Annotated in this window: 26 protein-coding genes and 2 riboswitches; of the genes, 23 read left to right on the top strand and 3 right to left on the bottom strand. The window is 36.9% G+C overall.

The window, feature by feature from the left end:
- The first annotated feature begins 67 nt into the window (after positions 1-67).
- The 4 genes from AQ616_RS17125 to AQ616_RS17110 all read left to right on the top strand — a co-directional run bounded on the left by AQ616_RS17125 (position 68) and on the right by AQ616_RS17110 (position 5,365).
- Positions 68-949 carry an ABC transporter ATP-binding protein gene (locus AQ616_RS17125; protein WP_069686378.1) on the top strand — a complete coding sequence of 294 codons (882 nt, stop codon included), beginning with the start codon at positions 68-70 and terminating at the stop codon, positions 947-949.
- A gap of 24 nt (positions 950-973) precedes the next feature.
- The gene (locus AQ616_RS17120; RefSeq protein WP_017795875.1) at positions 974-2,587 is read left to right on the top strand and encodes an ABC transporter permease; all 1,614 of its coding nucleotides are present in this window, start codon (positions 974-976) and stop codon (positions 2,585-2,587) included.
- Positions 2,588-2,783: 196 nt separating this feature from the next.
- On the top strand, positions 2,784-3,647 hold the full coding sequence (locus AQ616_RS17115) for an AraC family transcriptional regulator (protein ID WP_069686377.1): 864 nt from the start codon (positions 2,784-2,786) through the stop codon (positions 3,645-3,647).
- A 214-nt stretch (positions 3,648-3,861) separates the two neighbouring features.
- Positions 3,862-3,962, top strand: a riboswitch (purine riboswitch).
- A gap of 98 nt (positions 3,963-4,060) precedes the next feature.
- Entirely contained in the window at positions 4,061-5,365 is a 1,305-nt protein-coding gene (locus AQ616_RS17110; RefSeq protein ID WP_017795877.1) for an NCS2 family permease, read from the top strand.
- 77 nt (positions 5,366-5,442) lie between these two features.
- Here AQ616_RS17110 and AQ616_RS17105 read toward each other — a convergent pair whose 3' ends face one another.
- On the bottom strand, positions 5,443-6,615 hold the full coding sequence (locus tag AQ616_RS17105) for an MFS transporter (protein WP_017795878.1): 1,173 nt from the start codon (positions 6,613-6,615) through the stop codon (positions 5,443-5,445).
- 165 nt (positions 6,616-6,780) lie between these two features.
- On the opposite strand from AQ616_RS17105, the gene AQ616_RS17100 reads away from it, so the two are divergent.
- The 4 genes from AQ616_RS17100 to AQ616_RS17085 all read left to right on the top strand — a co-directional run bounded on the left by AQ616_RS17100 (position 6,781) and on the right by AQ616_RS17085 (position 9,503).
- Positions 6,781-7,497 (top strand): gamma-glutamyl-gamma-aminobutyrate hydrolase family protein, encoded by a 717-nt coding sequence (locus tag AQ616_RS17100; RefSeq protein ID WP_069686376.1) that lies wholly within the window; start codon positions 6,781-6,783, stop codon positions 7,495-7,497.
- Positions 7,498-7,616: 119 nt separating this feature from the next.
- Complete coding sequence (locus tag AQ616_RS17095) at positions 7,617-8,162, top strand: dihydrofolate reductase family protein (protein ID WP_069686375.1); 546 nt, start codon at positions 7,617-7,619, stop codon at positions 8,160-8,162.
- A gap of 16 nt (positions 8,163-8,178) precedes the next feature.
- The gene (locus tag AQ616_RS17090) at positions 8,179-8,859 is read left to right on the top strand and encodes an alpha/beta fold hydrolase (RefSeq protein WP_069686374.1); all 681 of its coding nucleotides are present in this window, start codon (positions 8,179-8,181) and stop codon (positions 8,857-8,859) included.
- A 425-nt stretch (positions 8,860-9,284) separates the two neighbouring features.
- Positions 9,285-9,503, top strand: a complete 219-nt coding sequence (locus AQ616_RS17085) for a hypothetical protein (RefSeq protein ID WP_069686373.1) — start codon at positions 9,285-9,287, stop codon at positions 9,501-9,503.
- Positions 9,504-9,595: 92 nt separating this feature from the next.
- Here the strand turns inward: AQ616_RS17085 and AQ616_RS17080 are convergent, their stop codons facing one another.
- On the bottom strand, positions 9,596-10,033 hold the full coding sequence (locus tag AQ616_RS17080) for an SRPBCC domain-containing protein (protein ID WP_017795883.1): 438 nt from the start codon (positions 10,031-10,033) through the stop codon (positions 9,596-9,598).
- A 43-nt stretch (positions 10,034-10,076) separates the two neighbouring features.
- Positions 10,077-10,598, bottom strand: a complete 522-nt coding sequence (msrA, locus tag AQ616_RS17075; protein ID WP_017795884.1) for a peptide-methionine (S)-S-oxide reductase MsrA — start codon at positions 10,596-10,598, stop codon at positions 10,077-10,079.
- A gap of 84 nt (positions 10,599-10,682) precedes the next feature.
- On the opposite strand from msrA, the gene AQ616_RS17070 reads away from it, so the two are divergent.
- The 15 genes from AQ616_RS17070 to purH all read left to right on the top strand — a co-directional run bounded on the left by AQ616_RS17070 (position 10,683) and on the right by purH (position 25,590).
- On the top strand, positions 10,683-11,237 hold the full coding sequence (locus AQ616_RS17070) for an MOSC domain-containing protein (protein ID WP_017795885.1): 555 nt from the start codon (positions 10,683-10,685) through the stop codon (positions 11,235-11,237).
- An 18-nt stretch (positions 11,238-11,255) separates the two neighbouring features.
- Positions 11,256-11,759, top strand: a complete 504-nt coding sequence (locus tag AQ616_RS17065) for a methylated-DNA--[protein]-cysteine S-methyltransferase (RefSeq protein ID WP_017795886.1) — start codon at positions 11,256-11,258, stop codon at positions 11,757-11,759.
- Between the two features lie 183 nt (positions 11,760-11,942).
- Positions 11,943-13,199 (top strand): Nramp family divalent metal transporter, encoded by a 1,257-nt coding sequence (locus AQ616_RS17060; protein ID WP_069686372.1) that lies wholly within the window; start codon positions 11,943-11,945, stop codon positions 13,197-13,199.
- 128 nt (positions 13,200-13,327) lie between these two features.
- Complete coding sequence (locus AQ616_RS17055) at positions 13,328-13,921, top strand: DUF2179 domain-containing protein (protein WP_069686371.1); 594 nt, start codon at positions 13,328-13,330, stop codon at positions 13,919-13,921.
- 83 nt (positions 13,922-14,004) lie between these two features.
- A riboswitch (purine riboswitch) is annotated at positions 14,005-14,105 on the top strand.
- A gap of 177 nt (positions 14,106-14,282) precedes the next feature.
- Entirely contained in the window at positions 14,283-14,774 is a 492-nt protein-coding gene (gene purE / locus AQ616_RS17050; RefSeq protein ID WP_017795889.1) for a 5-(carboxyamino)imidazole ribonucleotide mutase, read from the top strand.
- Positions 14,761-15,894 (top strand): 5-(carboxyamino)imidazole ribonucleotide synthase, encoded by a 1,134-nt coding sequence (gene purK / locus AQ616_RS17045; protein ID WP_069686370.1) that lies wholly within the window; start codon positions 14,761-14,763, stop codon positions 15,892-15,894. The genes purE and purK overlap by 14 nt, the downstream gene beginning before the upstream one ends.
- On the top strand, positions 15,891-17,186 hold the full coding sequence (gene purB / locus AQ616_RS17040; protein WP_069686369.1) for an adenylosuccinate lyase: 1,296 nt from the start codon (positions 15,891-15,893) through the stop codon (positions 17,184-17,186). The genes purK and purB overlap by 4 nt, the downstream gene beginning before the upstream one ends.
- Positions 17,187-17,201: 15 nt before the next feature.
- Positions 17,202-17,915 carry a phosphoribosylaminoimidazolesuccinocarboxamide synthase gene (gene purC, locus AQ616_RS17035; RefSeq protein ID WP_017795892.1) on the top strand — a complete coding sequence of 238 codons (714 nt, stop codon included), beginning with the start codon at positions 17,202-17,204 and terminating at the stop codon, positions 17,913-17,915.
- Complete coding sequence (gene purS, locus AQ616_RS17030; RefSeq protein ID WP_069686368.1) at positions 17,912-18,157, top strand: phosphoribosylformylglycinamidine synthase subunit PurS; 246 nt, start codon at positions 17,912-17,914, stop codon at positions 18,155-18,157. Before purC ends, purS begins: the two co-directional genes overlap by 4 nt.
- A 3-nt stretch (positions 18,158-18,160) precedes the next feature.
- Complete coding sequence (purQ, locus tag AQ616_RS17025) at positions 18,161-18,847, top strand: phosphoribosylformylglycinamidine synthase subunit PurQ (RefSeq protein ID WP_017795894.1); 687 nt, start codon at positions 18,161-18,163, stop codon at positions 18,845-18,847.
- Entirely contained in the window at positions 18,831-21,059 is a 2,229-nt protein-coding gene (gene purL, locus AQ616_RS17020) for a phosphoribosylformylglycinamidine synthase subunit PurL (protein ID WP_069686367.1), read from the top strand. Before purQ ends, purL begins: the two co-directional genes overlap by 17 nt.
- Complete coding sequence (gene purF, locus AQ616_RS17015) at positions 21,035-22,441, top strand: amidophosphoribosyltransferase (RefSeq protein ID WP_017795896.1); 1,407 nt, start codon at positions 21,035-21,037, stop codon at positions 22,439-22,441. The genes purL and purF overlap by 25 nt, the downstream gene beginning before the upstream one ends.
- A 25-nt stretch (positions 22,442-22,466) precedes the next feature.
- On the top strand, positions 22,467-23,486 hold the full coding sequence (gene purM, locus AQ616_RS17010) for a phosphoribosylformylglycinamidine cyclo-ligase (protein ID WP_069686366.1): 1,020 nt from the start codon (positions 22,467-22,469) through the stop codon (positions 23,484-23,486).
- On the top strand, positions 23,483-24,055 hold the full coding sequence (purN, locus tag AQ616_RS17005) for a phosphoribosylglycinamide formyltransferase (RefSeq protein WP_069686365.1): 573 nt from the start codon (positions 23,483-23,485) through the stop codon (positions 24,053-24,055). The genes purM and purN overlap by 4 nt, the downstream gene beginning before the upstream one ends.
- Before the next feature lie 2 nt (positions 24,056-24,057).
- The gene (gene purH, locus AQ616_RS17000; protein ID WP_069686364.1) at positions 24,058-25,590 is read left to right on the top strand and encodes a bifunctional phosphoribosylaminoimidazolecarboxamide formyltransferase/IMP cyclohydrolase; all 1,533 of its coding nucleotides are present in this window, start codon (positions 24,058-24,060) and stop codon (positions 25,588-25,590) included.
- Position 25,591: the final 1 nt, after the last annotated feature.

The raw sequence follows: 25,591 nt of genomic DNA, 5'->3' as shown, positions 1-25,591 counted from the left end.
AACTTCTTCTTAAACCGGAAAGCACGTTATAACTTGATATTAATTTTTATGAAGGAGTGTCAGTGTTATGACCGAGATTGTGAAATTACAAGGAGTACAAAAGAAATTTGGTAAGTTTCAAGCGTTAAAGGATGTAACATTTGCAGTGAATGCTGGGGAGGTTGTGGGTTTTATTGGACCTAATGGTGCAGGTAAATCAACAACAATACGTGCTTTATTAGGTATTATCAAACGGGATGCAGGGAAGGCAGAAATTTTTGGGAAAGATGTTTGGAAAGATAGCCTAGAAATTCATAAACGTATTTCCTATGTTCCTGGAGATGTTGCACTTTGGGGGAGTTTGACAGGTGGAGAAATCATTGATCTATTTATTAAATTACATGGTGGAGGGGATAAACAAAAAAGGGATAATTTAATTGAGCGTTTTGAATTGGACCCAAAGAAAAAAGCGAAAGGGTATTCGAAAGGAAACCGCCAAAAAGTAGGTTTGATTGCAGCACTATCAGTTGAATCAGATTTATATATATTTGATGAGCCGACTTCAGGCTTGGACCCATTGATGGAAGCAGTTTTTCAAGAAGAAGTGGAAAAAATCAAAGGTGCGGGTAAATCGATTTTACTTTCATCACATATCTTGAGTGAAGTAGAACGGTTAGCAGATAGGGTAGTTATTATTCGTCAAGGTGAAATTGTGGAGACAGGTACATTAGATGAATTACGTCACTTAACTCGATCGACGGTTACTTTAGTAACAGAAGGGGATGTTGGAGTAATGGCTTCTATAACTGGTGTACATGATTTCATGCAGAAAGACAACCAAGCTACTTTCTCTGCTGATCATCAATATTTAAATGATATATTAACCCAAGCAACAAAATTAGGAGTTAAAAAGTTTGAAGCTGTTCCACCAACGCTGGAAGATCTGTTTATGCGTCACTACGAAGGTTAAGAGTTCAGATGGAGGTGATAAACAATGAAGGAAAAATTTGCACGGTGGGATACATTATTTGTTCAATATTTAAAGCGTGATTGGAAAAAGATATTTTTTTGGGTGTTAGGAATTGGTTTATTTTCTTCAGCGTTTGTTCCAGCATTTAAGGAAATTGCCAAAGGTGAAGGATTAGTGGGCATGTTTGAAACTATGCAAAATCCAGCGATGATTTCAATGGTAGGCCCTACCCCAGTTGAATCTGCAAATGATTATACTTTGGGAGCAATGTATGCACATGAAATGTTATTATTTTGTGGTTTGTTTGCAATGATCATGGCTGTTTTGCATGTGGTAAGTCATACTCGTAAAGAGGAAGACCTTGGATTAACAGAACTAGTACGTTCTTTTCAAATAGGGCGTCAAGCTAATTCTCTAGCTGCAGTGACAGAAACGGTATTCATAAATATCATATTGGCATTATTTATTAGTGGAGTACTTGCAAGCTTTGGTGCTGATTCAATTTCTGTTGAAGGATCTTTGTTATTCGGAGCTTCCATTGGAATGGCCGGAATAATAGGTGTAGGAATAGCATTAGTGATGGTACAGATTATGCCAACTTCATCAAGTGCAACAGGTTCTGCACTTGGAATTGTAGGATTGTTATATATTATTCGTGCAGGAACTGATGCTTCCAATGTTGACTTATCTATGTTTAATCCGATGGGATGGACGTATTTAACGTATCCTTTTACGGAAAACAACTGGTTGCCACTGGTTTTTGCTTTGGCCTTTAGTATTATCATGATAATTATTGCTTTTGCTCTTGAAGGTGGTCGCGATATGGGAGCAGGCTATCTGCCTGAAAGAGAAGGACGAAAAAACGCAAAAAAATCCTTGTTATCTGTTCGAGGAATATTTTTTAAACTTAACAAAGGAGTTATGATTAGTTGGTTAATTGGTTTTGTTATTATGGGAGGAGCTTACGGTTCAATATATGGAGACATGCAGACGTTTCTTGAGAGTAACGAGATAATGAAGCAAATGTTTTCTCATTCAGGTGTTTCTATCGAAGAATCATTTACTGGCACGATAATGATGGTGATGATTGTTTTAGTTTCTATTTTACCAATTGCCATTGTCAATAAAACTTTTAATGAAGAGAGTCGTTTACATCTTAGTCAAGTATTTGCTACAAAAGTAACACGTAGTCAAATCTACTGGACTACTATCGGTTTGGCAATTATTGCTAGTCTAGTAGGGATATTACTAGCAGCAGGTAGTCTTGGAGCTATAGCAGTAGCTGTAATGGAAAATAGTACCACAATGGGCATAAGTGATTTTCTTGTATCTGGATATAATTTTCTTCCGTCTGTACTATTTATTACGAGTATTGCAGCTTTAATGCTTGGTTGGGCACCAAAGTTAGGTAAACTGGTTTATATTTACCTTGGCTATTCTTTTGTACTAAACTATTTTGACGGTATCTTGAACTTACCTGAAGGCTTATTAAAAACAGCTATTCAAAGCTGGATACCGCATATGCCGATGGAGGACTTTGATGCATTTGTTTTCATTACCATTACTGCGATCAGTATCGTGATGTTAGTGATCGGATATTTTGGCTATAAGAGAAGAGACATGATTGAAGGAGCATAAACCATGGACTATGAGAAACATTTTATCAGTTCATTAATAGATAATGATGAAACAGGGCGAGCTTAAACATTTGTAGCCTCTCTAAATAAATAAGCTGATTCCCCCTTTTTTTATAGTATCCGATATAATTTATATAAGAAATGTCGAGTATGATAAACGCTGGTCAGATACGATATAAAAGAAAGGTGGGGAGGCCATGTTACACGAATTGAATCATGTCATTGATTATATTGAAGACCATTTAACGAATGATCTACCATTAGAAAGCATTTCTGCATACGCAGGGGTTTCAGATTATCATTTTAGAAAAATATTTTTTTATATTGCAGGGATAAAGCTTAGTGAATATATTAGAAACAGACGATTATCTGAAGCGAATAAAGAATTATTAAATGGTGAAAAAGTGACAGATGTTGCATTTAAATACGGCTATGATTCCTTAGATGGATTTACAAAAGCGTTTAAAAAATGGAGCGGGTTTTTGCCTTCTGACGTGATCAAAACTGGTGTAAGTAAATATTTCCCCAAACTTTCATTTGTAATAAATGTAAAAGGAGGGTTATCTATGGATGTTAGAATTGAAGAAAAGCCGGCGTTTAATTTTGTAGGAGTAACGAAACGGGTACCGATGCAATTTGAAGGTGTGAATAATGAGATCGTAAAGCTTGTCGAAAGTATTACAGATGCTCAAATGGAAGAGATGCATTCCCTGCAAAATATCGAACCTTATGAAGTGGTAAATGTTTCTTACGATGCAGATGCGAATTTTTTGAAAGAGGAAGGCGATTTAACACATTTAGTAGGTGTCTTAACAACCTCAAATCAATTGAGCGATCAATTAGAAAAGCTCTCTGTCGCTGCTTGTACTTGGGCAATCTTTCCCAATGAAGGGCCATTTCCTTCTACGTTACAAGATACAATGGCGAGAACGTATTCGGAATGGTTTCCTACTTCTAATTATGAAGTAATCGAAGCTCCATCTTTTTCCTTTACCAAGATGGATGAGCATAAAGCTGATTATGCTTACAGTGAAGTATGGATTCCAGTGAGAAAAAGATAGTAATCGTCACCCAAAGCGTTTTATCATAACTTAGTTAAAAAAATGTTATGATAGAGCGCTTTTCTGTTTACAAAATAATTTATCATCGATAAAATAAAGGCTAACGTAGTGAATAAGATACTTGAACTTTAAAAGTAAAACACGAATATTATTTTTTATAATGAGTTTTTTGTTCGTGTTTTATTGACAGTAGTCGTCGATGATAGTAATATAATGATGTAATTGAATAGAAATGCGTATAATTAAGGGGATATGGCCCAAAGTTTCTACCAGACTGCCGTAAATGGTCTGACTACGCAGTAATTATATTCGTATCTCGATCATTTAAGATATGAAGCTAGATTTACTGTTGTGATTGTAGAAGCGCTTGGAGCTCCCAAGGGCTTTTATTTATTTTGGGGGGAATTAGAGAAATGAAAAAGTATTTTCAATTAGACGAGTTAGGCACGAATATCCGTAGAGAATTTGTAGCCGGCTTAACAACATTCTTAGCAATGGCATATATTTTATTTGTAAATCCTAATATGCTCAGTGAAACTGGGATGGATGCTGATGCAGTTTTTGCTGCAACAGCAATTGCAGCAGCAATAGGTACATTGGTAATGGGATTAGTTGCGAAATATCCAGTAGCATTAGCTCCAGGTATGGGACTAAATGCATTCTTTACGTATACGGTCGTAATTGGATTTGGTATACCATGGGAGACTGCACTTGCAGGTGTGTTAGCTTCAGGTCTTATATTTATCATTTTAACGTTATCCGGTATTCGTGAAAAAGTCATTAACGCCATTCCGTCAAGCTTAAAGTTAGCAGTTGGTGCTGGTATCGGGTTGTTTATTGCTTTTATCGGTTTGCAAAATGCCAATATTGTACAGGCTGACCCTTCTACACTACTTGCATTAGGTGATATTACTTCACCTACTGTTATGCTTGCGATTTTCGGACTTGTAGTATCTGTTATTCTATTAGCCTATGGTGTGAAGGCAGGAATATTTTATGGAATGATTATTACTGCAGTAGCAGGGATGATTTTTGGATTAATTCAACCACCTAGTGGATTAAGCGGCGTTGTTAGTAGTGTTCCCAGTTTAGCTCCTACATTTGGACAAGCTGTTCTACATTTTGGTGAGATTTTTACTTTAGAAATGTTGGTTGTTATTCTAACTTTCTTATTTGTAGACTTTTTTGATACAGCTGGCACACTTGTAGCAGTTGCGTCAAAAGCAGGAATTATGAAAGATAATAAGTTACCTCGAGCTGGTAAAGCATTATTCTCTGATGCTTCAGCTACAGTGGTTGGAGCAGTTGTTGGTACTTCAACAACTACTGCATATGTAGAATCTACAACTGGTGTAAGTGTTGGAGGACGTTCTGGATTAACTTCTGTGTTTACTGCGGGCTTTTTCTTATTAGCATTATTCTTCTCTCCTTTATTGGGAGTTGTTACAAGTGAGGTTACTGCACCTGCTTTAATTATTGTTGGTGTACTAATGGTTAGTGCTTTAAAAGATATTCCTTGGGATAAATTTGAAATTGCTGTTCCTGCATTCTTTACCGTGTTGATGATGCCATTAACGTATAGTATTGCTACGGGTATTGCGATAGGATTTATCTTTTACCCAATTACGATGTTAGTTAAAGGGCGAGGAAAAGAAATTCATCCGATTATGTATGGCTTATTCGTCATATTTATTCTATATTTCATATTCTTAAATTAGTATTAGTTAATAAAAAGGGTTAACCAAAATTGGTTAACCCTTTTTGCATGCTCTATGATAAAATGTTCTACAGTAGCTTATTCTGAACCAGGTGCAGTTAAATCTCTACGATAATATGCTATATGATAGGTGATTAACAAAACTGTGCCTATTGCGGAAAGAATACCCATTAATGTATACATTGAACTTCCTCCAAATACATCAACTAGAGAACCTCCAGCTAATGAACCAATAATACCAGAAAGTCCAAAATACACTGAGAAGAATACCAGATGACCAGTGGATTGTAAGAAACTTGGAATTAACCGTGTAACATAATCAAACGCAGCGGTATAAAATACACCAAATGTTAGTCCATGTAAAAATTGTAATCCGATAATCATCATGGGATCCATCGCTGAGGCGTATAGGAACCATCTTACTGTATATATAATCGCAGCGATAATTATAAATATTAATGAATGGAATTTTTTAAACCAAAAAGCTGCTAATGCAAATACGGCTGCTTCTGAGATAACTCCTGCAAACCAAGCCAATCCAACAAGATTCTCACTTCCACCAAGTTCACTAATATAAAGAGCCATATAGTAATCATTCATTCGGTGAGTAATCGTAATAAATAAGATAACTCCAAGAAAGAGGAGGAAAGGTTTACTTTTTATAATTTTACCGATGTCATTAAATTTAACTGGTTTGGTATCGGCTTTTACATCTTTTAAAGGGATGAGAGTAAGTAACGCAATCGTTCCAAAAGCTAAATACACCCATACCATATATCCAATCCCGAATCGTGCCAATACTTCTCCGACTAGTAAGGAAGATAGGGCAAACCCAACAGATCCCCACATTCGTATAGAGCCAAAAGAAATACCCAATTGTGTGGCACGTCTTTGCGCAAAACTATCATTTAAACCACCGATAGGAGCTGCAAAAAAGTAAAACACTGCTCCGAAAATAAGAATAGTATGTAAGGAGGACATTTGGAAAAAGGTGAAACCAAAAATCAATAGGCCGATGAGGCAAATGAATAGTATTCGTTTTATTGTTTTGAACTTATCACTTAGAAATCCCCAAAATGGTTGTGCCAGTATAGCAGCTAAAGACTCTACTGCAAGCACCCAACCAATTTGTGTTCCAGACAATCCGCGAGACTGTAGGTATAGTGGTAAGAAACTAATCAGAATCGTATTGGATGCATGGTAACTGACAAATAATGTTTTTAAAGGGATTAATGATTTTGTTTTACTCATACAATCAGATCTCCTTTTAGGCTATAAAGTGAAACTTCATTCACAAGGGTATCACTGTCCGTTAAATGCTGGATAAAACGAATAAACACAACTTACATTACTATATCACTTTTTATAAAAGAGAAGTAAAGAATATTATTTAATTTTTGAATAGGAGGAGATTTAATGAAGCCAGTGATTGGTATTACTTCATCCATGGAGACAGATTGTTCCCAATACACCATTAATAATCGCAATATAAGGGCAATCGAGAATGCAGGTGGTATTCCCGTCATGCTACCATATTTGAAGGAGAAAGAAGATATAAATCACATGATGAACAAGCTAGATGGATTATATTTAACTGGGGGATATGATATTGATCCCACTTTATTTGGTGAAGAACCTTTACCTGGGCTTGGCACCATTATTCCTGAACGAGATCGTTCAGAAATTGCATATATAGAAAGAATGATTGAAACAGATAAACCAATCCTAGGAGTATGCCGTGGAAGTCAAATATTAAATATCGCAATAGGTGGTTCAATGTATCAAGATATTTATACACAACTAGACACTTCTACTTTATTACAACATCAACAGAAAGCCCCATTCGGTCATCGATCACATTTTGTGAACGTCAAAGAAGGTTCGTTATTATTTCAATTAACTGGGATGGATAAATTCAAAGTTAATAGTTATCATCATCAGACAAACAATCGAGTTCCCAAAGATTATCAAATTTGTGCAACAGCAAGTGATGGAATTATAGAAGCTTTTGAGAGTACAAATCATCGTTTTGTGCTTGGTCTACAATGGCATCCTGAGGGGCTTATCGATTACAAAGAGGATCCATCGCTTTCGATTTATCAAGGATTTATCAAAGCATGTATTGATCAGTAGAATAATAGAATTAGAATGAATGATTAGTTGAATGCTCCTATTAATATAGATGGTAAGATAGCAAATAAATTATTATTTTCACAACTGTCCGCTTAAATATTCAAAAAGGGGGTGTAATTATGGGGGAGAAGCGTAAGGTAAAACTATTTATTGCTACTAGTCTGGATGGTTATATTGCAACGAAGAATGAATCGATTCAATGGCTTGATGATATTGAAGGTGAAGGGGACAATGGTTATTTAAGATTTTATGAGGAAATAGATACGGTGATTATGGGAAATAAAACGTATCAATGGCTCGAATCACAAAACTTAAGCGAATTCCCTTACCAAAGCAAAGATTGTTATGTATTTTCACGTAAAGAATCAGGAAGTAACGAGAATGTGATTTTTGTAAATGATGACGTGGAGCGTTTTATTCAGATGTTACAAAATAAAGAAGGAAGAGATATATGGATAGTCGGTGGCGGGGAGTTACTATCTTCTTTCATAGAAAAAGATTTAATTGATGAATATATTATCACGGTAGCCCCTATCATTCTTGGCGAGGGAATACCTTTATTTAAAGAAGCGAGCAGTGTCATAAACCTATCGTTAATAGGTACGCAGAAATTTAACCAGTTTATAGAATTGCATTATGAGAGAACTATATATAAAAAAGAATAGTTAGAGAGGTGATGTAATGAATGTACAGTCGGTTGAGTTAAAAGGAATTACCATTCATTATCAAGAATATGGTGGAAAACATCTTCCGCCAATGGTAATGTTACATGCATTAGGAAAGGATGGACTTTCTTGGAAGAGTGTTGCAGAGGAATTAAGCGAAAAATATCATATCTACACATTAGATATGAGAGGACACGGTAAAAGTGAGTATACAAATGAATATTCTTTTGAACTAATGTATGAAGACGTAAAATTATTTGTAGATAAACTGGGGATAGATAAGTTCACTCTAGTTGGACATTCCATGGGTGGAACTGTTGCCTACATTTTCGCGGAGAATGATTCTTCACGATTGGAAAAGTTAATTATTGAAGATACTCCTCCTCCAGTTGAAAGAGAAGCCGTTTCAATCCCAGAGTCTCCAAACGCTCCTGTACCTTTTGATTGGAATGTAGTTCAAGAGCTAATGAAACAGTTAAACGAACCAAATCCTAAGTGGTGGAGCGATTTAAATAACATAAGTGTGCCAACATTAATCATTGGAGGAGGAGAATCTAGTAATATTCCACAAGATCAATTAAAAGAGGTACATGATAAGATAGTAGATTGTCAGTTTGTAACCATTGATGCTGGACATCATATTCACGAAACTAGTTTAGAAAAGTACGTAGAAGTCTTACAGGAATTCTTATCATAACTCAGAATAAAAGAAAGGATTTCTATCAAGACGAAATCCTTTCTTTTATTTTGTAAGGAATCAAACTAGCCACATCTACCTTCAGTTCCCAGCAACTAGGCGACTTCACGAAATAAATTAAATTCATCATCGGTAAGTGGAACCGAAAAACAGGGCGTCCTCGCTACGTTTCTAAAAGGGTGTTTGCGCAATTTGTTCTGATATTTTCAGTGAAGTTTTAGTATTTTTCCAAGTCTATTATGAAAAATAGAAGTAGCCTTGGTTAATAGTGTGGTTCTATTAACATTTATTATGGGAATCAGAAACAGTTATAGTGAATAGAACCACTCTCTTATTACTTAGCTGTTCTTCATAGTTAATTGTTGAAATGTTAGAATAGAAAGACGAACTAAAATAATCGAGATTTTCGTAAGTGGGGCATACATATGAAAAAAAAGAAACCAATTTACGTGGAAACGTTCATTCGGAATGATTTGGAAACAGTTTGGAAGTTCTCGAAATGGTTTTCTATCAAGCTCCCAATTAGTGAGCATTTAACAGTTTGGGAAGAGGAAGATTATTTGAAGGCTAACCATGAAATGTGGATTCTTGGAAAGAAATTTTTGACGATAGATTACAGTATTTATAGTGTCTCAACAGAATAAATTTTCGTGAATTAAAGTCATGGTATAAAAAAAGAAGAAATATGCAAAATATCGCATATTTCTTCTTTAGCCTTTTTTGAAGAGAATTACGATTAAAGACCCTCTGCTAAATCTTTTATCGTTTGTTTTGCATCTTCTGCGAACTCTACGGAAGCATCATAATACATTTGGCCGTTTTCAATTAGCGAGAAATCACCAATTTCTATAGATAATAACGTATGGTCATTATTTTCTTCAATATAGAAACGATAGGCAACTTCTCCTTGTTGTGGTTTCTTCTTCCAACTGGTTACATATAAATCAATGACCAATTCTTCCTCTTTTAAAGCTTTAATAATGGTAGTGATGGATTGGTTTCCATTTGGAGTATCCCATATTACTTTGGAACCAGTAGTCATATGTTCTTGTGGATAGTCTTCTGGTAATTCATCCCATATAGCTACATATCTTGGATTTGTTAATATTTCCCACACATTGGTTGCAGTTGTGTTTATTCGTATACTTTCTTGAACAACTAGCGTATTCTCCATTTCATATCCTCCTTAGATATTAAATTGAAGTTGCTTTTATAAATTAATCCCAGTTATCTTCAATAAATTCATCCCTACCTGATTTAGCACGATCTTCCTCATACTCTTCTTTATTCTTTTTATAAAAATCTTGATGATATTCTTCAGCTGGATAAAAAGGAGTAGCTGGTTTTATCTCTGTTACAATTGGTTTCGAAAATCGTCCGCTAGTTGCAAGCTCTTCTTTAGAAGCTTCAGCTAATCCCCACTGTTCTTTCGTATGATAAAAAATTGCAGTTCTATATTGTTCTCCTCGATCTTGGAATTGGCCACCATCATCGGTTGGGTCAATTTGCTTCCAATATAGATCGAGTATTGTATTATAATCGATGATCGAATCATCGTATGTGATTTCTACTGCTTCATAATGTCCAGTATCCCCATTTTTTACTTGCTCATAAGTAGGGTTCATAACTTTTCCGCCAGTATATCCTGAAATAACTTGATGAACGCCATCCCATTGATCAAAAGGCTTGACCATGCACCAGAAGCATCCACCTGCAAATGTTGCTTTTTGTAAAGTCATATTATACCTCCTAAAAGATTTTCAAACCGTTACTATTTTAGTAGAATAAACTTAATATAACACAATCAAAGATTGGGTGACAGTATGGAAGAACCGTTTGTTCATAAGATTATTAAACAAGGTAAAATTATTGAAAGTAAGATGTATCTATCTAAAAAAGGATTTATCGAGAAAAGTGAACCCTTAAAAAAATCAGATTTAGACAAAGCAATATCTGCCTTTCCTATTAAGCACTATTCCAATCCATACAATGAAACTCTGTTTAGCGAGAGGGTTGGAGAGAAAAAGGAGAATTTCTCCATACTAGAAATGGACGAGTTTTCTGTATTTATCGGTGATATCTATCAAGTAGGCGAAGCTACAATACAAGTCTCCCAACCCGGAATCGTGACGCGAGAAGAGGTAGAGAATGGGTATCGTACAGGGTGGTACTTTCGTGTAATTAATGAAGGAACGATCCAGCCTGAATCGGATCTTATACTACAGGAACGTCCGTACTCACAATTTTCCATTGCAGCTTGCTCAGAAATTATGTATATCAATCGAGATGATTTATGGGCTGCAGATGAATTGTTCCAGTGTGAAGCTTTAGGACTTACGTGGCGAAAAGCATTGAGGAAGCGATTAAGAGGTTATTGAATAGGAGGGAACGTGTAAATGAAAAACGTACTATATTATTCAAAAATTACTCGTGATAACGGAAGTATATGGGTTTTAGGGACGGATAAAGATATCTATTATATAGGAGGACATAATTCCGGTTTCAATGATTTATCATTATGGGCCAAGAAAAAATATCCTACTTATGAACTTATCAGTGATGATCAAATATTAGAAAACGCCGTAGAAGAAATTGAGAGTTATTTAGATGGAAAGGTAAAAGAATTTTCATTTGAAGTTGATTATTCCTATGGGACACCTTTTCAACAGAAAGTTTGGCGTGCTTTGCAAGAAGTCTCTTTTGGTGAAACGGTTACTTATACTGACATTGCTAAGCAAATAGGAAGACCCGATGCGGTTCGAGCAGTAGCAGGAGCAATTGGTGCGAATCAACTGTTAATAGCCATTCCCTGTCATCGCGTTATCGGAAAGAACGGAGAGTTAGTCGGTTATCGAGGCGGCATCGAAATGAAAGAATCATTATTAAAACTAGAGTCATAGACGGTGGTCTATGGCTTTTTTCTTTAATTTACAGACATATATTCTTCATAAAAGTATTCGATTATCAAGGTATCTTGCCTATGTTTGAATGATAACGAGAGGGGAACAGGTATAGAAATATTTCATCTTTCATACGTTTGAAGAAGAAAGGTATTGCGTATTTAGGAGAGGGAAGGTGTATCTATGGAAGATCCGAATCTAGAAGGAGCAAATACAGGGGAGAAGAAATCTTTTATTGAAAAAGTAAAGTCTGTTGGGCCAGGTGCAATTATTGCTGCTTCTTTTATCGGACCTGGAACGGTAACGACTTCTACACAGGCTGGAGCAAGTTTCGGCTATGCTTTAATTTGGGCGGTCTTATTCTCCATTTTGGCAACCATTGTTTTACAAGAAATGACTGCCCGTCTCGGTATTATTTCAAAAAAAGGATTAGCTGAAGCTGCTCGAGATCAATTTAATCACCGGGCAGTAAAGTATCCGATTATTGGATTTATCATTATGGCAATATACGTAGGTTGTGCAGCCTATATGAGTGGTGACTTAAGAGGTACCTCATTAGGGTTAGAGGCATTAACAGGGGTTTCTATAAATATTATTGGACCAATTGTCGGAATTTTAATACTCTTGCTCGGGTTAAGTGGAAGCTATAAATTGATTGAAAAATTAATGGTAATCTTTGTTGTTTTAATGAGCATTATCTTCATCACAACAATGTTTATAGCTCAACCAGATATAGGTGGAGTGTTGTCGGGAATGTTTGTACCATCGATACCAGTTGGCTCAATAATTACAATTATAGCGTTAATAGGAACTACTGTTGTACCATATAATTTATTTATCCACTCTTCATCAGTACAAGAAAGATGGTCACGTCCTGAACAGTTGAAAGATTCGCGAAGAGACATTTATTTTTCCATCGGTGTTGGTGGTTTGATTACGATGGCAATCGTAATTACATCAGGAACACTGATGCGTGGAGTGGAAGTTAGCAGTGTAATAGATTTAGCAATACAATTAGAACCTTTACTTGGTGGATTTGCGGAATCATTTCTAGCTATAGGAATTTTTTCTGCAGGATTTTCTTCAGCTACTGCATCGGCATTAGGTGCCGCTATTACTGTAAGCAGTATGTTGAAATGGGATAATGGAATGAAAAATTGGAAATTTAAAGCTGTATTTTCTTCTGTAATTATAATTGGTATCCTATCCTTTGTATTCCGATTTGAGCCATTAGATGTTTTATTATTTGCTCAAGCGTTAAATGGTATATTACTACCTGGTATTGCGATTTTATTAATGGTTATAATGAACAATAAGAAATTGCTAGGAAACTATGCAAATTCCACTATCATTAATATAATTGGAATTATAGTAGTTATTATTTGTACTGGGTTGGGGATTTACAGTCTAGTTACAGCGATACAAGGATTCATTGGTTAAAGAACGATATATACATGTCACCTGCTATACGTATGTAACGGGCAGTGAAAGTACAATTGTGATGGCATGTTTTCGTCTGTGTATCTAGATCAGAAAGCGTACATGGATAGGATAAAGGAGGATTTTCCGTGTTAGAGAATGCTTTAGTTATGCTGGCTATTATTTTCTTGGTTAATGTTATTTATGTGTCTTTAATGACCGTTAGAATGATTCTAACATTAAAAGGAAGAACGTATATTGCAGCATTTGTAAGTATGTTCGAGATTGTAATCTATGTTGTGGGATTAGGACTTGTATTAGACAATCTTGATCAGATTCAAAATCTAATTGCTTATGCTATTGGTTTTGGAACAGGTTTAGTTATTGGTGCTAAAATCGAAGAAAAGCTAGCTTTGGGTTATATAACCGTGAACGTTGTGTCTGCAAATCCAGATTTAAAATTTACACAGCGACTTCGTGACAAAGGTTATGGTGTAACGAGCTGGTCTTCATATGGGAGAGAAGGTGATCGCTTATCGGTTCAAATTCTAACTCCTCGTAAATACGAATTACGTTTATATGAAACCATTCAAGAAATTGATCCGAAAGCGTTTATTATTTCGTATGAACCAAAGCGAATACATGGAGGATTCTGGGTGAAACAAGTTCGTAAAGGAAAGTTAATGAATCCGAAGAAAAAGAAAAATATGAACACAGAGGGACCTGAAAACGAACGAAAATAGCAAAATCCGAACGTTGAAAGAAAACTTTACAAAAATCATCCGAGTTTATATTGATTTTTCGTATTTGATTTGTTATGCTTAAGCCGACAATTGAAAATGAACCTCATATAAATTTGAGAATATGGCTCAGAAGTTTCTACCCAGCACCGTAAATGGCTGGACTATGAGGGAAGATGGATCATTTTTGTTATAAGTTTATGTTTTAAAGGACTTAGTTAAGTCGACCTTGGTCTATGGAACATGAACGTTAATGGAATGATTAAGTTCGTAAATTATAAGTCTATTCATCTTCTCTCTATATAATATAGATGGAAGATAATAGACTTTTTCGTTTGTAAAAAGACATAGAAAGAGGGATTGGATGGTTCAAGTAGGGGTTATTATGGGGAGTATTTCCGACTGGGAAACGATGCAGTATACTTGTAATGTACTTGATGAATTACAGATTTCTTATGAGAAAGAAGTGATATCTGCACATCGCACTCCGGATGATATGTTTGCTTACTCGAAACAGGCTCGTAGCAGAGGGATAAAGGTAATTATTGCTGGAGCAGGGGGAGCGGCTCATTTACCAGGAATGGTAGCTTCACAAACAACATTACCCGTAATAGGTGTACCAGTTGAAAGTAAAGCATTACAAGGCTTAGATTCGCTGTTATCTATTGTTCAAATGCCTGGTGGCGTGCCAACTGCTACGGTAGCAATTGGGAAAGCAGGAGCTAAAAACGCTGGTATTCTTGCCGCACAAATCATCAGTACATTTGATGAAGTTGCAGAGAAGTCTCTAGAGAAGTATCGTGAAGAAATGCGAGAATCTGTAAAAGAAATGAGGGAAAATCTTGCAAACTACTAATACGATCTTACCTTCACAAACAATTGGAATTATCGGTGGTGGACAGTTAGGAAGAATGATGGCAATCGCTGCACGGTATATGGGATATAAGATTGTTGTTTTAGACCCAACTCCAGATTGTCCAACTGCGCATGTGGCAGATCAACAAATCGTTGCTGCTTATGATAATTTGACGGCGATTGATGAGTTAATGGATTGTTGCGACGTGATTACATATGAATTTGAAAATGTGGATTTACAAGCTGCCGCTATTATTCATAAGTCCGGAAAGTTACCACAAGGAACACGTGCTTTAGAAGTTACTCAAAATCGTGAAAAGGAAAAGAAAGTAATTTCTGATTTAGTATTGCCAGTTCCTGACTATTATATTGTTACAAGTACAGAAGAATGTGAACATGCAATTGACTCAATTTCTTTCCCGGCGGTGATTAAAACGTGTCGAGGTGGTTATGACGGAAAAGGACAATTAAAAATTCACAGCGAATCTGAAAAAGAACTGGCCATCCAATTTTTTAAACAGCATGGGTATTGCATTATTGAACAATGGATTACGTTTGATAAAGAAGTATCGGTAGTGTTTACGAGATCTATAAATGGAAATATTCAATTCTTTCCACTAGCAGAGAACGTGCATCGAGACCATATTCTATACAAAACAACTGTTCCAGCTAATGTAGACCAACATATCCATGAATCTGCCTGTCAGATAGCTGAAAAAATTGCGGAACATATGGATATTGTCGGTACCTTTGCTATTGAAATGTTTGTAAAAGGAAAAGAAGTCTATGTCAATGAAATGGCTCCTCGTCCTCACAATTCAGGGCATTATACAATCGAAGGATGCAATGTTTCACAATTCGAGCAGCATATACGGGCAATTTGTGGACTTCCATTAATCGAAGTGGAATTACACGGACCGACGGCTATGATTAATGTTTTAGGAAATGATATAAAATACGCAAAAACGTTTCTTTCCAAATCGAATGTCGGCTTTGTACATTTGTATGGAAAAGAAGAGCCAAAGGACAAACGAAAAATGGGACATATTACATTCACTGCAAAGACAGTAGAAGAATTAGAGAAACAAGTGAATTACTTCAAGGAGGAAATACATTCATGATTGAACGTTATACAAGAGAAGAAATGGGTAATATCTGGACGGAAGAGAATAAATTCAAAGCGTGGTTAGAGGTTGAAATATTAGCTTGTGAAGCGTGGAGCGAATTAGGTGTTATTCCGAAAGAAGATGTAAAGAAATTAAGAGAAAACGCTTCTTTTGATATGAACCGCATTTATGAGATTGAAGAAGAAACACGACACGATGTAGTGGCATTCACACGTGCTGTATCCGAGACATTAGGCGAAGAACGTAAATGGGTACATTATGGTTTAACATCGACTGACGTTGTAGATACAGCATTATCTTATATTTTAAAACAAGCAAACGATATATTACGTAAAGACTTAAAGCAATTCGTAGAGATTCTTAAAGATAAAGCAATAGAGCATAAGCACACGGTAATGATGGGACGCACACATGGTGTACATGCAGAGCCAACGACATTCGGTTTGAAAATGGCATTATGGTATGAGGAAATGAAACGAAATGTAGAGCGTTTTGAGATGGCTGCTGAGAATATCGAATTTGGTAAGATTTCTGGAGCAGTCGGTACCTATGCAAATATCGATCCATTTGTAGAACAGTACGTGTGTGAAAAGTTAGGTACCTCTCCAGCTCCAGTGTCAACACAAACATTACAACGTGATCGTCATGCTGCTTATTTATCAACACTTGCATTAATTGCAACGTCGATTGAAAAATTCGCAACAGAAATTCGTGGTTTGCAAAAAACAGAAACACGTGAAGTAGAAGAACGATTTGCGAAAGGCCAAAAAGGTTCGTCTGCTATGCCACATAAACGTAATCCAATCGGGTCAGAAAATATGACAGGTATGGCTCGTGTGATTCGAGGATATATGGTAACAGCCTATGAAAATGTGGCTTTATGGCATGAACGCGATATTTCTCATTCATCAGCAGAAAGAGTAATCTTACCTGATGCCACTATCGCATTAAATTATATGTTAAACCGTTTTGGTAATATTATTAAAAACTTAACGGTATTCCCAGAAAATATGAAGCGTAATATTGATCGCACACATGGGGTTATCTTCTCTCAACGAGTATTGCTTTCATTAATTGATAAAGGAATGGCTCGTGAGGAAGCATATGATATTGTGCAACCAAAAGCGATGGATGCATGGGAAACAGAGACACATTTCAAACAGTTAGTAGAGAGTGATGAAAGAATTACTGGAAAGCTAACGCAAGAAGAGATTGATGATTGTTTTGATTATACGTATCACTTGAAGAATGTCGATCAAATCTTTACAAAAATCGGTATTTCCTAGGAGGCCCATATAGATATGAAAGCAGCGCTTTTATATGAAGGTAAAGCAAAAAAAGTATATCAATCTTCTGAAGATGAACATCAATTAGTGCTCTCCTATAAAAATGATGCAACAGCTTTTAATGGGGAGAAAAAAAGTCAATTTGAAGGGAAAGGGAGACTCAATAATGAGATCTCCTCCCTTATCTTTCAACGTTTACATGAAGTAGGGATTAAAACACACTTTATAAAACGATTGGATTCGACTCAACAAATTGTTCAGAAAACTAATATTATTCCTTTAGAGGTGGTAATTCGCAATCTTTCGACAGGTAGTATTACCAAAAGATTAGGGATTAAAGAAAGACTCGCTTTTACCCCACCATTACTCGAATTGTTTTATAAAGACGATGCTTTAGGGGATCCGTTAATCAATGATGAACATGCATTGTTATTAACGGATATAACTGAAACTGAATTGGCTGAAATTAAAGATAAAGCGAGAGAAGTAAATGGAGCGCTTCAAGAAATCTTCCAATCTATCGGAATTAGCCTAGTAGATTTTAAACTGGAATTTGGAAGAAATAAAGAAGGAGAAATACTTCTTTCAGATGAGGTTTCTCCTGATACGTGCAGGTTATGGGATATAGAAACAAACGAAAAACTCGATAAAGATGTATTTCGGCAAGGTACGGGAGACTTAATTACTGTATATCAAGAAATTCTAAATCGCTTGGAGGTTCATGTATGAAAAAAGTAACGGTATATATCACATTAAAACCAGGAGTTTTAGATCCACAAGGAAAAGCAATCCAAGAATCACTTCAGTCCTTAGGATACCAAGAGGTTGAAGATGCTCGAGTAGGTAAATATATTGAATTGCAAGTTGAGGAAGGGCCAAATATTGAGGAGCGAATTACGGAGATGTGTGATCGGCTTTTAGCGAACCCAGTTATTGAGAATTATCAATTTGATTTAGAGGAGGTTAAGTAAACCGTGAAATTTGCTGTCATCGTGTTTCCAGGATCAAATTGTGATCGAGATATGTACCATGCGGTAAAAGAAGTGGCAGGTGCTGAAGCAGAACTTGTTTGGTATACAGACACAGATAGATTAGAAGATGTAGATGGAATCTTACTCCCTGGTGGCTTTTCCTATGGTGATTACTTACGTTCGGGATCAATGGCTTCCACTTCAAATGTCATGCATAAAATTCGTGAGCATGCTTCGAAAGGTAAACCTGTCTTAGGAGTGTGTAATGGATTCCAAATATTAACGGAATCGGGGCTACTTCCGGGAGCGTTGATGAGAAATAAACATCTGTCATTCATGTGCCACCAAGAAGAATTAGTGGTGGAAGATAATCAAACGTTTTTCACTTCTTTATATGAAAAGAAGGAAGTTGTTCGTTATCCGATTGCACATGGTGAAGGAAATTATTTCTGTGACGATGCAACATTGAAAGAGTTAAAAGCAAATAATCAAATCGTTTTTACATATAAATACAATCCAAACGGATCGATTGAAAATATCGCAGGGATTCGAAATAAACAAGGAAATGTACTTGGAATGATGCCTCATCCAGAACGAGCTGTAGAAGAACTACTTGGCAGTGAAGATGGTTTGAAACTTTTTAAATCAATGATCGCAAATTGGAGGGACAGCTATGCAGTTAATGCATGATATACACCCAGAACAAATTGAGAAAGACCGTCTTTACCTGGATATGGGATTAAGTGATGAAGAGTTTCAACGAATTAAACAAATAATTGGACGTCATCCGAACTTTACAGAAACGGGTATTTTTTCCGTAATGTGGTCAGAACATTGTAGTTATAAAACTTCAAAACCACTGTTGAAAAAGTTTCCTACAGATGGGCCACATGTATTACAAGGTCCAGGTGAAGGTGCAGGAGTAATTGATATTGGTGACGAGCAAGCAGTTGTATTTAAAATCGAAAGTCACAACCATCCATCAGCAGTAGAACCATATCAAGGAGCTGCTACTGGGGTAGGTGGAATCATTCGTGATGTATTCTCAATGGGAGCACGACCAATTGCCTCGCTTAATTCATTACGATTTGGGCCATTAACAAATAGTCGTACGAAATATCTTTTTTCTGAAGTGGTCGCTGGAATAGCTGGATACGGTAACTGCGTCGGAGTTCCAACGGTCGGTGGAGAAGTACAATTCGATGAAAGTTATGAAGATAACCCATTAGTAAATGCGATGTGTGTCGGATTAATCAATCATAACGATGTACAAAAAGGGATAGCAGCAGGGATTGGAAATACGATTCTTTATGCAGGGCCGCCAACTGGTCGTGATGGTATCCATGGTGCTACGTTTGCCTCTGACGATTTAGCTGAAGATTCCAATAAAGATAGACCAGCTGTACAGGTTGGGGATCCGTTTATGGAAAAATTATTAATCGAAGCTTGTTTAGAGGTGATCCAATCCGATGCATTAGTCGGTATTCAAGATATGGGTGCGGCAGGATTAACCTCATCTGCTAGTGAAATGGCGAGTAAAGCTGGAACGGGTTTAGAGATGAATCTGGATCTTGTTCCCCAACGTGAACAAGGAATGACAGCTTATGAAATGATGCTTTCTGAGTCTCAAGAGCGCATGTTGCTTTGTGTGCAGGCGGGGCGTGAACGAGAAATTATCGATATATTTGAAAAATACGGACTAAAATCCGTACCGGTAGGAAAAGTAATTGAAGAAAAAGTATTTCGTATTAAACACCTTGGCGAAGTGGTCGCTGATATTCCTGTTGATTCATTAGCAGATGATGCACCTGTCTATAATATGCCTTCAAAAGAGGCAGCATACTACAAAGCTTTTCAACGGATGGAAATAGCAACTCCAGCTATTGAAGATTACGCAAATACATTAAAACAGCTATTACAACAACCGACGATTGCGAATAAAGAGTGGGTCTATGACCAATATGATTCGATGGTGCAAACCAATACCGTCGTTACTCCTGGTTCGGATGCAGCAGTTATTCGGATCAAAGGAACGGATAAAGCATTAGCAATGACTACGGACTGTAATTCAAGATATATCTATCTTGATCCAGAAACAGGTGGAAAAATTGCAGTAGCAGAAGCAGCGAGGAACATCGTATGCTCAGGAGCGAAACCATTAGGATTAACAGATGGATTAAATTTTGGTAATCCCACCAATCCAGAGATTTTCTGGCAAATGGAGAAGAGTGTTGAAGGAATGAGTGCTGCATGTAACGCCCTGCATACACCTGTAATTAGTGGAAATGTCTCTTTATATAATCAATCAAAAGGAAAATCTATTTATCCAACACCTATTGTAGGAATGGTAGGGTTACATGAATCGACGAAACATATTACACCGAGTTATTTTCAACAGAAAGAGGATGTAATTTATTGTATTGGTGAAGCAAAAGCTGAATTTGGCGGTTCTGAATTACAACAATTATACTCTGGGAAATATGAAGGAAAAGCACCACATATTGATTTAGATGTGGAAGCAGAACGTCAAGAAAATTTATTAACAGCCATTAAAGAAGGAATTATTTCTTCTGCACATGATATATCAGAAGGCGGTCTGGCGATTGCTCTAGCAGAGTCGTTATTCAATGGTAAAGGACTTGGAGCGGAAATTAATTTAGTAGGAGAAGCAACCGTAGAATTATTTAGTGAAACCCAATCACGGTTTCTTGTTTCCGTCAATGAAACACATGTAGCTGCATTTGAAGCTCACTTTCCAGAAGCAGCTAAGTTAGGTAAGGTTACTGATCAAGGTGAATTATCTATTTCTATCAATGATAAAACAATTATTCAAGAACGTGTCGGAGAATTAGAGAATCTTTGGAAGGGAGCTATTCCATGCTTGCTGAAATCAAAGGCATAAATGAAGAATGTGGAGTTTTTGGCATTTGGGGTCACGAAAAGGCAGCTGAATTAACTTATTATGGCTTGCATTCCATGCAACATAGAGGGCAAGAAGGTGCCGGGATTGTTGTAAATACGGGTAGCGAACTAAAAGGACATAAAGGTTTAGGGCTTGTAAATGATGTATTCAAACGAGTAAAATTTGATGATTTGGCGGGAAGCGTAGCTGTAGGACATGTTCGTTATGCGACACAAGGTGGTCGAGGCATTGAAAATGTCCAGCCTTTATTATTTCAGTCACAAACTGGTGGAATGGCACTAGCACATAATGGTAATCTGATGAACGCACATGAACTGCGTGGCGAATTAGAAAGAGAAGGAAGTATTTTGCAAACCTCTTCGGATACGGAAGTGTTAGCCCATTTAATTAAACGAAGCGGAGAAGTAACGGAGGATTCGATTGCTCGGGCATTGAATCGTGTTGTCGGTGCGTACGCATATATCATACTGCAAGAAGATAAAATGTTTGCAGCACTCGATCCTGCAGGAATTCGTCCACTTTCGATTGGTCGTTTAGGGGATGCTTATGTCGTAGCTTCTGAAACATGTGCTTTTGACCAGATTGGCGCAATATTTGAAAGGGAAGTATTGCCAGGTGAATTGATTACGATTAGTGACGAAGGGATTACCTCGACTAGGTTTGCTCCAAGGGATAAGCGTCGTATGTGCGCAATGGAATATGTTTATCTCTCCCGACCAGACAGTGACGTGAATTATGTGAATGTACATGCCTCGCGAAAAGAAATGGGGAAAGAATTAGCGAAAGAATCTTCCATTGATGCGGATATGGTTATCGGTGTTCCTGATTCTAGTATTTCTGCAGCTATCGGTTATGCGGAAGAAAGTGGATTACCGTATGAAATGGGCATTATAAAAAATCGTTATGTCGGGCGAACGTTTATTCAACCTTCACAAGAACTCAGAGAATTAGGTGTGAAGATGAAGCTTTCACCTGTGCGAAGTATCATTGAAGGGAAACGAGTTGTCATGATTGATGATTCGATTGTACGTGGTACAACAAGTCGACGAATTGTTCAGATGTTAAGAGAAGCAGGCGCAAAAGAGATTCATGTTCGAATTGCTTCTCCAGCGATTCAAAATCCTTGTTATTACGGAATTGATATGTCTACTAAAAAAGAATTAATTGGAGCCAATTATTCTGTTGATGAAATCAATGAAATTATAGGATCAGATACGCTAGCTTATTTATCGGAAGAAGGCTTGGTAAAAGCAATTGTCAAAGATAAAACTATTAATCAAGGTGTTTGTATGGCTTGTATGACTGGTAAATACCCAGTAAAACAAGACGGTGGATTGGAAATTCATTATACAAGTTGTTAGAAGAAGGTTACGTGGAGGGATTACCATGTCAGAAGTCTATAAACAGGCTGGAGTAGATGTAGAAAAAGGTTATGAAGCTGTTGAACGCATGAAAAAACATGTTGCTCGTACACATCGTCCGGAGGTATTAGGGGCCATAGGTGCATTTGCAGGAGCGTTTGATCTATCGTCGTTTCAATATAAAGAACCCGTTCTTCTTTCCGGTACAGATGGTGTGGGAACAAAATTAAAACTAGCTATTGACTTAGATAAGCATAATACGGTTGGGATTGATCTAGTTGCAATGTGTGTGAATGATATCGTCGCCCAGGGCGGAGATCCACTGTTCTTTTTAGATTATATTGCTTGTGGTGAAAATGATCCGTCTAGAATAGAAGCAATTGTTTCTGGAATTGCCCAAGGGTGTGAACAAGCAGGAGCTGCATTGATTGGTGGAGAAACTGCTGAAATGCCTGGTATGTATGAGCCTAGTGAGTATGATTTAGCAGGATTCGTCGTAGGAATCGTGGAAAAGTCTGCGATGATTACAGGTTCAGAAATCAAATCAGGAGACGTAGTAATTGGACTTTCTTCCAGCGGAATTCATTCGAATGGCTACTCTCTCGTCCGTAAATTAATAGCGGATGTTGATATACATCAAACGCAACCTGGATTAAGTCAACCAATAGAAGAAGCAGTGATGGCACCAACTAAAATTTATGCAACGTCGATTCAAGCATTAAAAAAAGAAGTGACATTGAAGGGAATATCGCATATTACTGGTGGGGGATTTGATGAAAATATTCCCCGTATGTTACCACCTGGATTAGGTGTTTTAATTGAATCAAATAGTTGGGACATACCAGAGATTTTTCACTTCCTACAAGAAAAAGGAAATATCGACGACAGAGAAATGTATGGTGTGTTCAACATGGGAATTGGAATGGCTGTCGTTGTGTCAGAAGATGATGTTTCTACCGCATTACAATTGCTTGAAAATGTAGATGAACAAGCATATGTGATTGGTAAGGTTACAGAGGAGGAAGGAGTGCGCTTTACATTATGACTATAAAAGCAGCTGTATTTGCTTCAGGTACGGGAAGTAATTTTGAAGCAATAATGGAAGCCACCGATTTGAAGTGTAAGATTACTCTTCTTGTATGCGATAAACCGGGAGCATTAGTGATTGATAAAGCAGCTAGTTACGATATTCCAACATTGGTATTTAATCCAAAGGAATACAGTTCAAAGTCCGAATACGAAAAAATGATTCACCGTCAATTACAGCATCATGGCATATCTTGGATATTTTTAGCGGGGTATATGCGACTGATTGGCAATACATTATTGGATGAATATGAAAGTAAAATTTTAAATATACATCCTTCCTTGCTACCTTTTTTTCCAGGAAAAGATGCTATTGGTCAAGCATATGATGCAGGAGCGAGAGAAACAGGTGTTAGCATTCATTTTGTTGATGCGGGAATGGATACGGGACCAGTTATCGCTCAGGAAAGCGTCATGATTGAAGAAAATGATACAATAGAAAAATTAAAAGAACGTATACAGAAAGTAGAACATCAACTTTATCCAAAAGTAATTAATCAAGTAGTGTCTAATAAAGTGAGGGAATAACAATGAGTAAACGTGCTTTAATTAGTGTGTCAGATAAAACGAATATAATTGAATTTGCCAAAGGTCTTAAAGAAAGAGGATTTGAAATCTTATCTACAGGTGGAACATTACGAAGTATTGCTGAAGCGGGCATTAATGTAACACCAGTAGATGAAGTAACCGGATTTCCTGAAATGTTAGATGGACGTGTGAAAACATTACACCCAATGATTCATGGGGGATTACTTGGTAAACGTTCCAACCAGGAGCATCTTACCCAAATGGAAGAGCATGGAATTGTATCAATTGATTTAGTAGCCGTTAATCTATATCCATTTAAAGAGACCGTGCAAAAAACGGATGTAAGTCATCAAGATATTATTGAGAATATAGATATCGGTGGTCCATCTATGTTGCGTTCTGCTGCGAAGAACTTTGAAGACGTACTAGTTGTAACAGATCCGACAGATTACGAGCGTGTGTTAGCAGCAATTACATATGCAAAAGATACATATGAATTTCGTCAGCAATTAGCAGCAAAAGTATTTCGTCATACTGCTAGTTATGACACAATGATAGCGAATTACTTCCTATCTCAGACCGAAGAACAATATCCAGAAAGCTATACAGTTACGTATGAAAAAGTGCAAGACTTACGTTATGGAGAAAACCCACATCAGCAGGCTGCTTTTTATAAAGAACCAATTCAATCTCGTCCTACTTTAGCAACAGCAAAACAACTACATGGTAAGGAGCTTTCTTATAACAATATTCAAGATACGAATGCAGCCATAGAAATTGTAAAAGAATTTACGGAACCTGCTGCAGTCGCAGTAAAACATATGAATCCTTGTGGAATAGGAATTGGTCAGTCGATATCTACTGCATTTGAACGAGCATATCATGCAGATCCAATCTCGATATTCGGTGGAATTGTAGCATGTAATCGACCAGTAGATGTGGATACTGCGAAACAATTAAGTCAAATCTTCTTAGAAATTGTTGTGGCGCCATCTTTTGAAACACAAGCGCTAGAAATATTAACTCAAAAGAAAAATATCCGACTATTGGAGTTAGATGTTACAAGTGATGACAAACAATCCAATCGTTTAACAACAGTATATGGCGGTGCATTAATTCAAGCTTATGACGCGAAAGAAGTAAGTGAAGAGGATCTTGAAGTGGTTACCAATCAACAACCAACCGAACAAGAAATCAATGATATGTTGTTTGCTTGGAAAGCAGTAAAACATGTGAAGTCGAATGCGATTGTATTAGCTAAAGACTCACAAACAATTGGTGTCGGTGCTGGACAAATGAATCGTATCGGAGCTGCAGAGATTGCCATTAAGCAAGCCGGAGATAAAAGTGAAGGAGCAGTTTTAGCTTCAGACGCATTCTTCCCTATGCCAGATACAGTAGAAGCTGCTGCAAAATCTGGTATTAAGGCAATTATCCAACCGGGAGGATCGAAGCGAGACCAAGATTCCATTGATGTATGTAATCAATTTGGCATTGCCATGGTTTATACGAAAGTTAGACACTTTAAGCACTAAT

The organism is Oceanobacillus sp. E9, from assembly GCF_001741975.1.
Taxonomy (GTDB): domain Bacteria; phylum Bacillota; class Bacilli; order Bacillales; family Amphibacillaceae; genus Oceanobacillus; species Oceanobacillus kimchii.
This window is presented reverse-complemented; position numbering and strand designations above follow the sequence as displayed.

Excerpts from the sequence above, each read along its gene's own strand:
- purB (WP_069686369.1), top strand. The coding sequence starts at position 15,891 with ATGATTGAACGTTATACAAGAGAAGAAATGGGTAATATCTGGACGGAA.
- AQ616_RS17100 (WP_069686376.1), top strand. The coding sequence starts at position 6,781 with ATGAAGCCAGTGATTGGTATTACTTCATCCATGGAGACAGATTGTTCC.
- AQ616_RS17120 (WP_017795875.1), top strand. The coding sequence starts at position 974 with ATGAAGGAAAAATTTGCACGGTGGGATACATTATTTGTTCAATATTTA.
- purF (WP_017795896.1), top strand. The coding sequence starts at position 21,035 with ATGCTTGCTGAAATCAAAGGCATAAATGAAGAATGTGGAGTTTTTGGC.
- AQ616_RS17095 (WP_069686375.1), top strand. The coding sequence starts at position 7,617 with ATGGGGGAGAAGCGTAAGGTAAAACTATTTATTGCTACTAGTCTGGAT.
- AQ616_RS17080 (WP_017795883.1), bottom strand. The coding sequence starts at position 10,033 with ATGGAGAATACGCTAGTTGTTCAAGAAAGTATACGAATAAACACAACT.
- AQ616_RS17060 (WP_069686372.1), top strand. The coding sequence starts at position 11,943 with ATGGAAGATCCGAATCTAGAAGGAGCAAATACAGGGGAGAAGAAATCT.
- AQ616_RS17070 (WP_017795885.1), top strand. The coding sequence starts at position 10,683 with ATGGAAGAACCGTTTGTTCATAAGATTATTAAACAAGGTAAAATTATT.
- purC (WP_017795892.1), top strand. The coding sequence starts at position 17,202 with ATGAAAGCAGCGCTTTTATATGAAGGTAAAGCAAAAAAAGTATATCAA.
- purE (WP_017795889.1), top strand. The coding sequence starts at position 14,283 with ATGGTTCAAGTAGGGGTTATTATGGGGAGTATTTCCGACTGGGAAACG.
- msrA (WP_017795884.1), bottom strand. The coding sequence starts at position 10,598 with ATGACTTTACAAAAAGCAACATTTGCAGGTGGATGCTTCTGGTGCATG.
- AQ616_RS17105 (WP_017795878.1), bottom strand. The coding sequence starts at position 6,615 with ATGAGTAAAACAAAATCATTAATCCCTTTAAAAACATTATTTGTCAGT.
- purL (WP_069686367.1), top strand. The coding sequence starts at position 18,831 with ATGCAGTTAATGCATGATATACACCCAGAACAAATTGAGAAAGACCGT.
- purN (WP_069686365.1), top strand. The coding sequence starts at position 23,483 with ATGACTATAAAAGCAGCTGTATTTGCTTCAGGTACGGGAAGTAATTTT.
- purH (WP_069686364.1), top strand. The coding sequence starts at position 24,058 with ATGAGTAAACGTGCTTTAATTAGTGTGTCAGATAAAACGAATATAATT.
- AQ616_RS17065 (WP_017795886.1), top strand. The coding sequence starts at position 11,256 with ATGAAAAACGTACTATATTATTCAAAAATTACTCGTGATAACGGAAGT.
- AQ616_RS17110 (WP_017795877.1), top strand. The coding sequence starts at position 4,061 with ATGAAAAAGTATTTTCAATTAGACGAGTTAGGCACGAATATCCGTAGA.
- AQ616_RS17090 (WP_069686374.1), top strand. The coding sequence starts at position 8,179 with ATGAATGTACAGTCGGTTGAGTTAAAAGGAATTACCATTCATTATCAA.
- purM (WP_069686366.1), top strand. The coding sequence starts at position 22,467 with ATGTCAGAAGTCTATAAACAGGCTGGAGTAGATGTAGAAAAAGGTTAT.
- AQ616_RS17125 (WP_069686378.1), top strand. The coding sequence starts at position 68 with ATGACCGAGATTGTGAAATTACAAGGAGTACAAAAGAAATTTGGTAAG.
- purS (WP_069686368.1), top strand. The coding sequence starts at position 17,912 with ATGAAAAAAGTAACGGTATATATCACATTAAAACCAGGAGTTTTAGAT.
- AQ616_RS17115 (WP_069686377.1), top strand. The coding sequence starts at position 2,784 with ATGTTACACGAATTGAATCATGTCATTGATTATATTGAAGACCATTTA.
- AQ616_RS17085 (WP_069686373.1), top strand. The coding sequence starts at position 9,285 with ATGAAAAAAAAGAAACCAATTTACGTGGAAACGTTCATTCGGAATGAT.